The sequence below is a fragment of the Rickettsia sp. genome (assembly GCF_965035265.1).
On the sequence record NZ_CBCDJS010000047.1, the window covers coordinates 1 to 10,555 of the forward strand.

The window sequence follows — 10,555 nt, forward strand, 5'->3', positions numbered from 1 at the left end:
CTTAATCTTCAATCAGGTGAAACAATCAAAAACTTTGATGATTTTCCGCCGCAAGATCAGGAAAAATTAATAAAAATTTATGTTAATAACCTTTTATTAAAAGAAGAAGTTGCTAAGTCAAATATTACTTCTTCTAAAGAATTTCAAGAAAAACTTGAAAACGCAAAAAATCAATTAGCTCAACAAGAATTACTAGCAAATTACATAAAATCTAATATTACAGACAAGATATTCGATGACGAGTATAATAAATATGTCGGTAATCTTAAAGGTAAAGAGCAGATACAAGTTGCTCATATTTTAGTTAAATCCCAAAAAGAAGCTAATGATATTAAAACCAAATTAAGCAAAGGCGAAAATTTTGCTAAACTTGCAGAAAAGCTATCTATTGATAAAGCTTCAGGTGCAAATGGTGGAGTTATAGGTTACATTCTATTAAATCAACCAGGACAGTTAGTACCAGAATTTGAAAAGAAAGCTTTTGCTTTAAAAGTAAACGAAGTTTCAACTCCCGTAAAAACCGATTTCGGTTGGCATATTATCAAAGTACTTGAGAAAAAGCCTGTGCCTATCCCAACAAAAGAAGAAGCAAAAGTAACTATTGATAATATATTAGCTTCCGAAATACTAAAGAAATATATTTCTGATTTAGAAGCTAAATCAGATTTAAAAATCATGTTACCTAAAGCAGATAGCAAAGCCGGAGAGTAATTTATATTTCGTTATTAAACGTGTTCGGTGTCATACCGTGGCTTGACCACGGTATCCAAAAAAATAACTAAAAATACTAATAATTCTAGCTGGATCCCGCGATCAAGTCGCGGGATGACAGTAGTATAATTGATCCACGTAAGGTCAATGCACCTACCTACGTAGGAATGACACTATAACCCCCCCTCAATCACAGCAAATGCTACACATACAGGATAATCATCAGAAAGAGAAAGGTGAGTATTAAAAGAAGAGTATTTTTTTGTATAGTTTGAACTAACTTCTACTATAGGCTTGCCTAAATCATCATTTAGTATAGTAATGTCTTTAAAGTTTATGCCTTGACCGATTCCGACCCCAAAAGCTTTACTAACAGCTTCTTTAGCAGCAAAACGTTTTGCTAAAAAAGTAGCATGACTTGTTTTATCTAATAAAGTAAACTGTCTTAATTCCTTTGAGGCTAGAATTCTTTTAGCAAAAAGTTCCGGATATGAATGTAATATTTTTTTGATTCTAGGAATTTGTACTATATCAGTACCGATACCGATAAGCATTTACTTATCTGTATCATAATCTTCATCACTTTCATCAATAAAGATTTGATCATCTAAATCAGAGTAATCATCATTTATACAAACTTCAGCTAAATATTCATCAAATTTTTCTTCTACATCTTCCGACTCATCTTGATTAACAAGAGGTTCTATCGTAGTTCTTGTACGTAGACTGTTTATTAAGTCTTGTTCTAACTGTTCTACCGATACTTTTCCGGCAGCAATTCTACGTAGTGAAATAACAGGGGGCTTATCACGCTTTTCTTTTTTGGTTTGACTAGCTTCTACTTTATAATTTAATAATTTAGCATATCTAGTTGCTAGGACAACAAGCCTAAACCTATCAGGTATAACTTTATTACAATCTTCTGCCGTAATTCTTGCCATAATTTTTCTCCGTTAACATAATGAATTTGCTGGCTTTATGTTGTACCAGACATTTTTAAAAAGCCCTTGATGTCATCCCTGCGAAAGCAGGGATCCATGCTAAAAAAATCTTGATTTCAAAGATTTCTTTATTCTATATTTTTTTAAATAAAGCTTCTTAAAGCTTTATTTAACTGGATTCCTGCTTTCACAGGAATGACATCAACTCAAACTGCACAATAATAAACAAGCTATATTATACTCTTTTTATATCTGCACCGCAATTACTTAATTTCTTTTCTAAATCTTGGAATCCACGATCTAAGTGATATATTCGATGTAGTACGGTTTTGCTATTAGTACTAAGACCGGCGAGTATTAGTGATACTGAAGCTCTAAGGTCACTTGCCATAACTTTTGCTCCCTTTAGTGTTTCAACACCTCGGACTATAGCCTTATTACCTCGCACAGTTATATCTGCTCCCATTCTACACAACTCCGGTACATGCATAAAACGGTTTTCAAAAATATTTTCGGTGATCATTGAAACACCGTTACTAATCGCCATAAGACTCATAAATTGTGCTTGCAAATCGGTAGCAAAGCCTGGGTACGGATTGGTTTCTAAATCAACTGAATTTAACTTCCTTTCATAAGTTACTTGAACCCCGTTATCGATCGGTACAACTTTTATACCGGTTTCTATAAGTTTTAAAGCTATATTTTCTATAATATGATAATCAATCCCACAAATTTTTAAGTCACCTTTAGTAATTGCTGCTGCGAACATATAAGTACCGGCTTCAATACGATCAGAGAGTACTCTATAACTCGCTTTATTTAATGAATTTTTACCATTAATTGTTATTTCACTAGTGCCGACACCTGTAATATCTGCTCCCATTTTAATAAGGCAATTACATAAATCAACTATTTCCGGCTCCCGGCCGCAATTAAAAAGCAGCGTCTCGCCTTCTGCTAAAACAGCCGCAAGTATTGCATTAATAGTAGCCCCGACGGAAACTTTATCAAAAACAAAATGAGTACCTTTCAAGCGTCCTTTACTTGAAGCATTAATATAACCGTCTTCAATTTCAATTGTAGCCCCCATAGACTTTAAAACCGCAATATGTAAATCTACTTGCCTTGCTCCGATAGCACAACCGCCCGGAAGTGATACTTTTGCTTTACCGTATTTAGTAAGCAAAGGACCAAGCACCCAAATCGATGCTCTCATTTTACGGACTATTTCATAATCTGCGGTAAAGTTATTTATACTTCCGGTATTAATTATAAGTTCAAATTCATCTTGGTGATCTACTATTTCAATATCTGCTCCATGACTTCTTAGCAAGTTTTTCATAGTACTAACATCCGTTAACTTTGGAACGTTAGTAATGTGCAATTTATCGGTAAGAATAGAGGCTGCCATAATAGGTAGCACAGCATTTTTAGCACCGCTAATATTAATACTACCTCTGAGAGGTTTACCGCCGTGAATAATTAATTTTTGCATAAGTTTTATAAAAATGTTTCCGGTGTCACCCCGTGGCTTGACCACGGGGTCCAGCATAAAGCGAGATAAATTGAGCTTTTAATTTTAAAAATTTACTATATTTAGGCTTTTTAAGTACTGGATCTCGCGGTCAAGCCACGGGATGACACCGATTATCTTTAAAGGATACAGCTAAATATCCAAATTCACGACATTTAAAGCATTCTCTTGGATAAATAATCTGCGAGGTTCAACAACATCACCCATTAAAGTAGAAAAAATCACTTCTGCATCGTCTTCTTGAGCAACTCTTACTTGTAATAAAGTTCTTCTGTCAGGGTTAAGCGTAGTGTCCCATAACTGATCGGAATTCATCTCACCAAGCCCTTTGAAACGCTGAATGCTTATACCTTTTTTTCCGCACTCTATAATAGTATTTAATAGCCTACTCGGTGTTAAAATATCAAATTCTTGGTTTTTTACCGTAAGCTTTAATTGCTTATCAAATATATCAAAAATTGTTAAAGCAAGCTTTGATATTTGTATAAACTCAAATGATTCCAACTGCTCTTTCAACAATATTTTACTTTCTTTTAAGCCTCTGCTAAAACGGAAGAACTCTATTTTATTTTCATGTTTTAAAACTTCCCAATTAGTTTTATCAGGCGACTCTTCTAAGCTATTTAAATCATCTAAAGCTTTTTTAAGCCTTAAATCACTTTCAGCCTCAAATATTTTATTATTAAGTAAGTCATTAATTGCAAGAATTTCAGTAATTGAGCGATTAAATTTTTTGCTAGCATGATCAAGCAAGCCGTTAAACTTTACTACTTTACTAATTAGCTCTTCTAAATTATCATCTACTAACTGCTCTTTACCGTCTAGAGTTAAGGTTGCATCATTGATAGTTGATTTTATCAAATAATCTTGCAAAGCTTGCTCATTCTTTAAATAAAGCTCGGCTGCTCCTTTTTTCACTTTATAAAGAGGTGGCTGTGCTATATATAGATAACCTTTATTTATTAGCTCCGGCATATGACGATAGAAAAACGTAAGCAGTAAAGTTCTAATGTGCGATCCGTCAACATCAGCATCGGTCATAATAATAACTTTATGATATCTAAGCTTTTCAAGTGAAAATTCTCGCTCAACACTAATTCCAAGAGCCGTAATTAACGTACCTATTTGATCAGAACCAAGCATTTTATCAAATCTTGCACGTTCAACATTTAAAATTTTACCACGTAGAGGTAATATAGCCTGAATTTTACTATCCCTACCCTGTTTTGCAGTACCACCCGCAGAATCTCCCTCAACTATAAACAGTTCTGAAGCTGCCGGATCTTTTGAATGGCAATCTGCAAGTTTACCTGGCAAATTTGATACTTCTAAGACTGATTTTCTTCTAGTTAGCTCTCTTGCTTTTCTAGCAGCTTCACGAGCGTTAGCTGCTTCCATAATCTTGTTTATAATTAGCTTAGCTTCGGCAGGATGCTCTTCAAACCATTCGAGTACTTTAGTATAGACGGCATTTTCAACAACCGGTCGTACTTCGGAGCTTACTAGCTTATCCTTTGTCTGAGAGGAAAATTTAGGATCGGGAACTTGAACTGATAATACACAACACAATCCTTCTCGAATATCTTCGCCACTGAAATCATTTTTAGTTTTTTTGTTAAGACCTGTGTTATTAAGATAAGAAGTAACCGCCCTAGTTATACCTGATTTAAAAGCACTGAGATGCGTACCGCCGTCACGCTGCCTAATATTATTAGTAAAACATAAAATATTTTCATGATAAGAATCATTCCAATGCATAGCAAGCTCAACTCGTATACCTGAGTCTGGATTATCGCCATTAACTATTATACATTGATGAACGGCATGTTTGGCTCTATCTATATATTTCACATAAGCTTCTATACCACCCGTATAATAAAACTCTGTTTCCTTAGCTTCTTCAAATCGATTATCTAGCAATAAAATTTTTACGCCTGAATTTAAAAAAGCAAGCTCACGAAGACGATGTTCTATAGTGGCAAAATCAAATTCTATATTGGTAAATGTTTCTACAGACGGGAAAAAAGTAACTTCCGTACCCTTTTTATCAATATTTTCTTTGACGAGCGCAAGCGGAGCTTCTGTTATTCCGTTGTTAAATCTAATTAAGTATTCCTTATTATTACGCCATATACGCAGCTCAAGCCACTCTGAAAGAGCATTTACCACCGATACACCGACTCCGTGTAAGCCCCCTGAAACCTTATAGGAGTTCTGGTCAAACTTACCGCCGGCATGAAGCTGCGTCATAATTACTTCAGCTGCCGATATTCCCTCTTCTTCATGAATTTCAACAGGTATACCTCGTCCATTATCCGATACCGTAACCGAACCATTTTTATTTAAGGTAACCTGTACTAAATCACAATAACCGGCGAGCGACTCATCAATAGCGTTGTCGACTACTTCATAAATCATATGATGTAGACCAGACCCATCACCCACGTCACCGATATACATTCCAGGTCTTTTCTTTACCGCTTCAAGACCTCTTAAAACTTTAATAGAATCAGCACCATATGATGATTCATTAAATTTTTCTTCAATTTCCGACATAATCCGACACAATATTTATTAACTTGTTGCTAGAAACAATAAAAATAACTATAACGTAACTTATTAAAATAGTAAAGTTTCTTGATTTAAAATTAGCGAGATAACCTCACCGATGTCATTCCCGCGGAAGCGGGAATCCAGTCTAAAGCGAGATAAATCGAGCTTTTAATTTAAAATATTTACCGTTTTTATACCTTTTTTTCTGAATTCCCGCTTCCGCGGGAATGACACCGAAACAATACCAAATTAATGAGATAACAATGGATACATTAAAGTTAAAAAATATTTTCGATGTAATGGATGATTATGACGTATTTTTATTTGATCTTTGGGGAGTAATAATCGAAGGAGGACATACCTACCCTAATGTTGTACAAAATATTAATAAAATTATTGAACGGAAAAAAGTATATTTTGTTACTAATGCTCCACGAAATATTTTTTCACTGCATCAAACAATTAAATCTTGGGGATTAAATGCAAAGCCGGAAATGATCATTAGCTCAGGTGAAATAGCAGTAGAAATGATTTTAGAAAGCAAAGAGCGTTTCGGTATCGAAAAACCGGTAATATATCATTTGGGACATTTAGAAAATGATATAGTAAATGGCATACAATGCCCTATTACCGATGATATTAACAAAGCTAATATTTTCCTAATGACTATTTACAGGGATGAAAACGAAAATTTAGATTTAAACGAGTTTGATGAATTATTTAAAATCGTCGTAGAACGTAAAATGATCAATATATGTGCTAACCCTGACCTTGGAATAAATCAGCACGGTGTTTATAGATATTGCAGCGGCTATTATGCCGAAAAAATAAAGCAACTTGGCGGAAAAGTAATTTATAGCGGCAAGCCGCATGCAGAAATATATAGCAAGATTTTTAAAGAATGTCATAATACCCCTAAGGAACGTATTTTAATGATAGGGGACACTTTTTACACTGATATACTTGCAGCAAATCGCCTCGGTATAGACTCCGCCCTAGTGTTAACCGGGAACTCTAGAGAATATCATATTAATTTTGATAATATTGAGGAAAAACTAGCTAGTTTAACAAAAGCTGCTGTTAAGCAATCTATTATACCTAGTTTTGTTGTGAGTTTGTCGTAGGGTTGTCATCGTGAAGAGGTATTATATGTCATTCCTGCGAAAGCAGGAATCCAGAATAAAGCGAGATAAATCGAGCTTTTAATTTTAAAAATTTGCTGTATTTATGCTTTTTCTCTGGATTCCCGCTTCCGCGGGAATGACATAGAAAGACAGAAATGACATCAAAACTCTATTGATATTATCCTCATAATCTGCTATAGAGTAAAACTTAAGCGGTCGTGGCGAAATTGGTAGACGCGCAGCATTGAGGGTGCTGTTCTGTAAAAAGATTGGAAGTTCAAATCTTCTCGACCGCACCATTCACCGGTTTTTCACAAAGTCAAATTAGCGACTTCTTGCTGTAGGCTTCTCTTTTCTTTGTTCTGAGATCATTGCTCTAAAATTTTTCTGTTTCGGTACTTCGGATTTTATATTTACTCCTAGATTTTTCTTATTAGCAAATGTTTGTGCCGATTGTACAAATGATGCGAAGATTTTTTTATCACGTATCATTTCTTCAACTGAATATGTAAGCTTTCGTTCAGACACTTCAGGATGAAATTGAAAGGTACGAATTGGAGCTCCGAACTGTGATTCCGTTGCTTCTATTTCTCCGTGTTTGGTGGTAGCCGTTACTTTTAGCAATTCTTTTTTATCTATCAATCTATCTTTTCCGCCTACTTCTTTTACTATATTATTATGACTACCCCAAAAGCTTTGCTCCGGTATTTCTTTTTGAGTAGAATTTCTTTTTATTATTGATGCTAATTCTGAAGTAGGTTCAATAATTATAGAATCGTGTTTATGATGAGGCATATCAGCTATTTTGCCTTTAAGATAGGTATTAATAATTTGATGCCCCCGCAAAGCCCCATTATGGGCATCCCTTTTTCTATCGCTACTTCTACCATAATTGTTTCAGCAAGAGAACGTGCAAAATCAAATTTACCTTCTTTTAAGGTTACTTCTCCTCCAAATTGCTTAGCTACTTCCGGATCAACTGAAAAATTATTACCGGGAATTACTAAAGCATCCTTATCAGCTAAAAGTTCTTTTGCTTTCTGTTTTGCTTCATTTATTACTTCTTTATTAATATTCTTCTCTGTATTAGCCGATTCAGGTACTATTTTTCTATAATCAATATATTCTAGATCTCCACCTTGGTAAATAAGCTTATTTTTTGCTTCATTTGCAACTTCTCCCCCAACTTGGGAATTATAGCTTAATACAATTTTAGGTATCGGCGGTAAATCTTCAAAACGCTCTGTTTTTGTAATTCTTGTATATGCAGTATCATTCAGTTCTTCTGCATGTTTAGTTAATATCTCGGAAATCTTCGTATGTCCTAATAATTTGCTCCAATACAGCGGAGTATTTCCGGCCTTATCGGTAATATTCACTGTGTGATTAGATTTTAAATAATAATCTAGACATTTATCAAATACCTCTTTCTTTCCTTGTTGTGCTGCTAAATGCAAAAGAGTTTCACCGTTACTATTTTTTAAATTAAGAATTTTTTCTACTGTTTGTTCTTTAGCATTTTCTATAAATAGTAAAGCTATATCTACATTTCCTTTACGTTCCAATAGAATATCTAGAGCAGTATCACCGTTTTTATCCGTAAGCTCAATATCAGCATTTTTATCTATTAAAGACCTAATAGTGTCTAAGTCTTTAGTCTTTACGGCTGAAAATAAAATTGGAGTACCGTCTTTATCCACTTGGTTAACGTCGACCCCTTTATCTAATAAAGCCTTAACCATCTTCACTTTTTCTGACTTTATAGCTCTTAAAATAATAGGATTTCTCTCTAAGTCCAATGCATTTGGATTAGCTCCTTTATTTATTAAAGCATTAAACATATCTAAGTTATCATTGCTTATAGCCTTTAGAAGAATAGGATTTTTGCCGGTAGGCTGAAAGTTAGGGTCAGCTCCTTTATCTAATAAAGCATTAAGGATACCTAACTTCTTTGTTGCTATAGCCTTTAAAATTATATGGTTTCCCGCTTCATCCAATGCATTGGGATTAGCACCGTAATCTAATAAAGCATTAACAATATCTAAATTTTTATTGCTTATAGCAGAATAAATACAAGGATTATCATCTTCGTCTAATGTATTAGGATTAACCCCTGCTTGTAATAACTTTTGAACCTTTTTTAAATCGCTATCCTGAATTGCCTCAATCAATAATTCTTCCTGTTCGTTCATAATTCTCCTCCTAATATCCTAGAGGGTATCAGTAAATAAATTTTAACCTATAATTTAATTCTTTTCGGCTAGCAATTATAAGATTTTTTTGAAACAGGAACTGCTATTTCTGTAAAAATCTTATCAATTTTCGCTAAAAAAGCTCTTTAATTATTAATTAAATTTAATCTACTGATACCCTCTTAATAAAAAGATATTAATTTAAGGATATAATTAATATCTTAGAGATGTCAATATTATCCAACATGGATCTTTTGCTAAATAAAAAACTATTGCTTATTTGTACTCTGTGATTTATATTGATTGGTAAATTGTACACCACCTTGCGTTATACCTAACTAAATCAGTTTTAAATAATTATAACAAGTATACTCCGAAGTAAAATGAAGAGTTGGTATACGAAGATCAACTTCAAAAAGAGCAAGGAATCCACAAGGCGAGGAGCGGAGCGTATACTTAATACGTGAGTACCGTAGCTCTTGTAGGATGACGTAGCCAATTTTTGAAGTTCTATCTTAGTATATATAATAAACTATTAGGTAAATAGGTTATGCCTAATTTCAATATATTTAAAAGCATCTTACCTGATCATCACGATCAATTTGCTGAGATTTTTGATCAAATTAACGATCTGATTGAAGATCACAATTATGATGCTGCTGCAAACAGGCTGGCCAAGCTTCATTATGCCGATTTAGCGGATTTCTTAGATAATCTTAACAATAAAACATATAAAATAATTATTCCTTTATTACAGGATGAAATTAAGCCTGAAACTCTAGTATCGTTAAATGCTTATAGTAAGCCTCTAATAATAGAAACTTTAGGCATAAAAAAATCTGCAGAATTAATTAATAAGCTAGTTATAGAAGATGCTATTGAAGTAGTAATTGATCTAGACGATGATATAAAAGACCTTATCCTAAGTAATCTCACTAAAGAAAAAAAACACCAAATTACCGTAGGTTGTACATACCCTGAAAATACGGTAGGTAGAGTAATTGAACGAGATTTTATTAATCTTCAAGAAGGATGGACGGTCGAGGAATCATTAAATTTTATCAAGAACGTAAAACATGACTTTTATGCTGCAATCGTCACAGATAATAAATTACGCCCCATCGGTATTATTTCTCTCAGTACGCTAATTAAACACAAAAAAAATGAATTAATAAAAGATTTGATGAACAAAGATTTTAAGCTCGCAGATGCTTTTACCGACTTAAATGAACTAAGCTTTATTTTTAGACAATATGCTTTAACTATTGTACCGGTAGTAAATAAAAGCGGTAAGCTAGTCGGTAGCGTATCAATCGATAATATAATTTATATTATCGAAGAACAAGCTGAAAAGGATATATTATCATTAAGCGGGGTACATACTCAGGATACTTTCTTCAATGTATTTTATACCGTTAAACATCGTTTTCCTTGGCTCTTTGTTAATCTAATCACTGCCTGCATGACCTCGCTTATAATTAACCATTTTAACGATACTAT

Annotated in this window: 8 protein-coding genes, 1 tRNA gene and 1 pseudogene; 5 read left to right on the forward strand and 5 right to left on the reverse strand. The window is 33.7% G+C overall.

Annotated features, from left to right (window positions below; translation table 11 throughout):
* A partial coding sequence (locus AC1Z7D_RS04145; protein WP_482602231.1) for a peptidylprolyl isomerase occupies positions 1 to 711 on the forward strand: 711 nt, incomplete at its 5' end.
* A 27-nt stretch (positions 712 to 738) separates the two neighbouring features.
* Complete coding sequence (locus AC1Z7D_RS04150) at positions 739 to 840, forward strand: palindromic element RPE4 domain-containing protein (RefSeq protein WP_482602244.1); 102 nt, start codon at positions 739 to 741, stop codon at positions 838 to 840.
* 44 nt (positions 841 to 884) lie between these two features.
* Here the strand turns inward: AC1Z7D_RS04150 and acpS are convergent, their stop codons facing one another.
* The 4 genes from acpS to gyrB form a co-directional block, all read right to left on the reverse strand.
* Positions 885 to 1,265, reverse strand: coding sequence for a holo-ACP synthase (acpS, locus tag AC1Z7D_RS04155; protein WP_482602233.1), 381 nt, complete (start codon positions 1,263 to 1,265; stop codon positions 885 to 887).
* The gene (gene rpoZ, locus AC1Z7D_RS04160) at positions 1,266 to 1,652 is read right to left on the reverse strand and encodes a DNA-directed RNA polymerase subunit omega (protein WP_482602234.1); all 387 of its coding nucleotides are present in this window, start codon (positions 1,650 to 1,652) and stop codon (positions 1,266 to 1,268) included. It abuts the gene before it with no gap.
* Between the two features lie 235 nt (positions 1,653 to 1,887).
* Positions 1,888 to 3,147: a UDP-N-acetylglucosamine 1-carboxyvinyltransferase gene (gene murA / locus AC1Z7D_RS04165; RefSeq protein ID WP_482602236.1), complete on the reverse strand. Its 1,260-nt coding sequence runs from the start codon at positions 3,145 to 3,147 to the stop codon at positions 1,888 to 1,890.
* Positions 3,148 to 3,318: 171 nt separating this feature from the next.
* Entirely contained in the window at positions 3,319 to 5,742 is a 2,424-nt protein-coding gene (gene gyrB, locus AC1Z7D_RS04170; protein ID WP_482602238.1) for a DNA topoisomerase (ATP-hydrolyzing) subunit B, read from the reverse strand.
* 260 nt (positions 5,743 to 6,002) lie between these two features.
* Here gyrB and AC1Z7D_RS04175 point away from each other — a divergent pair, with 260 nt between their 5' ends.
* Entirely contained in the window at positions 6,003 to 6,863 is an 861-nt protein-coding gene (locus AC1Z7D_RS04175) for a TIGR01459 family HAD-type hydrolase (protein WP_482602242.1), read from the forward strand.
* A 212-nt stretch (positions 6,864 to 7,075) separates the two neighbouring features.
* Positions 7,076 to 7,162 (forward strand) — tRNA-Leu (locus tag AC1Z7D_RS04180).
* A 25-nt stretch (positions 7,163 to 7,187) separates the two neighbouring features.
* On the opposite strand, the pseudogene AC1Z7D_RS04185 reads toward AC1Z7D_RS04180, so the two are convergent.
* Positions 7,188 to 9,055: pseudogene (locus AC1Z7D_RS04185) on the reverse strand (ankyrin repeat domain-containing protein).
* A 550-nt stretch (positions 9,056 to 9,605) separates the two neighbouring features.
* On the opposite strand from AC1Z7D_RS04185, the gene AC1Z7D_RS04190 reads away from it, so the two are divergent.
* A partial coding sequence (locus AC1Z7D_RS04190) for a magnesium transporter (protein WP_482602240.1) occupies positions 9,606 to 10,555 on the forward strand: 950 nt, incomplete at its 3' end.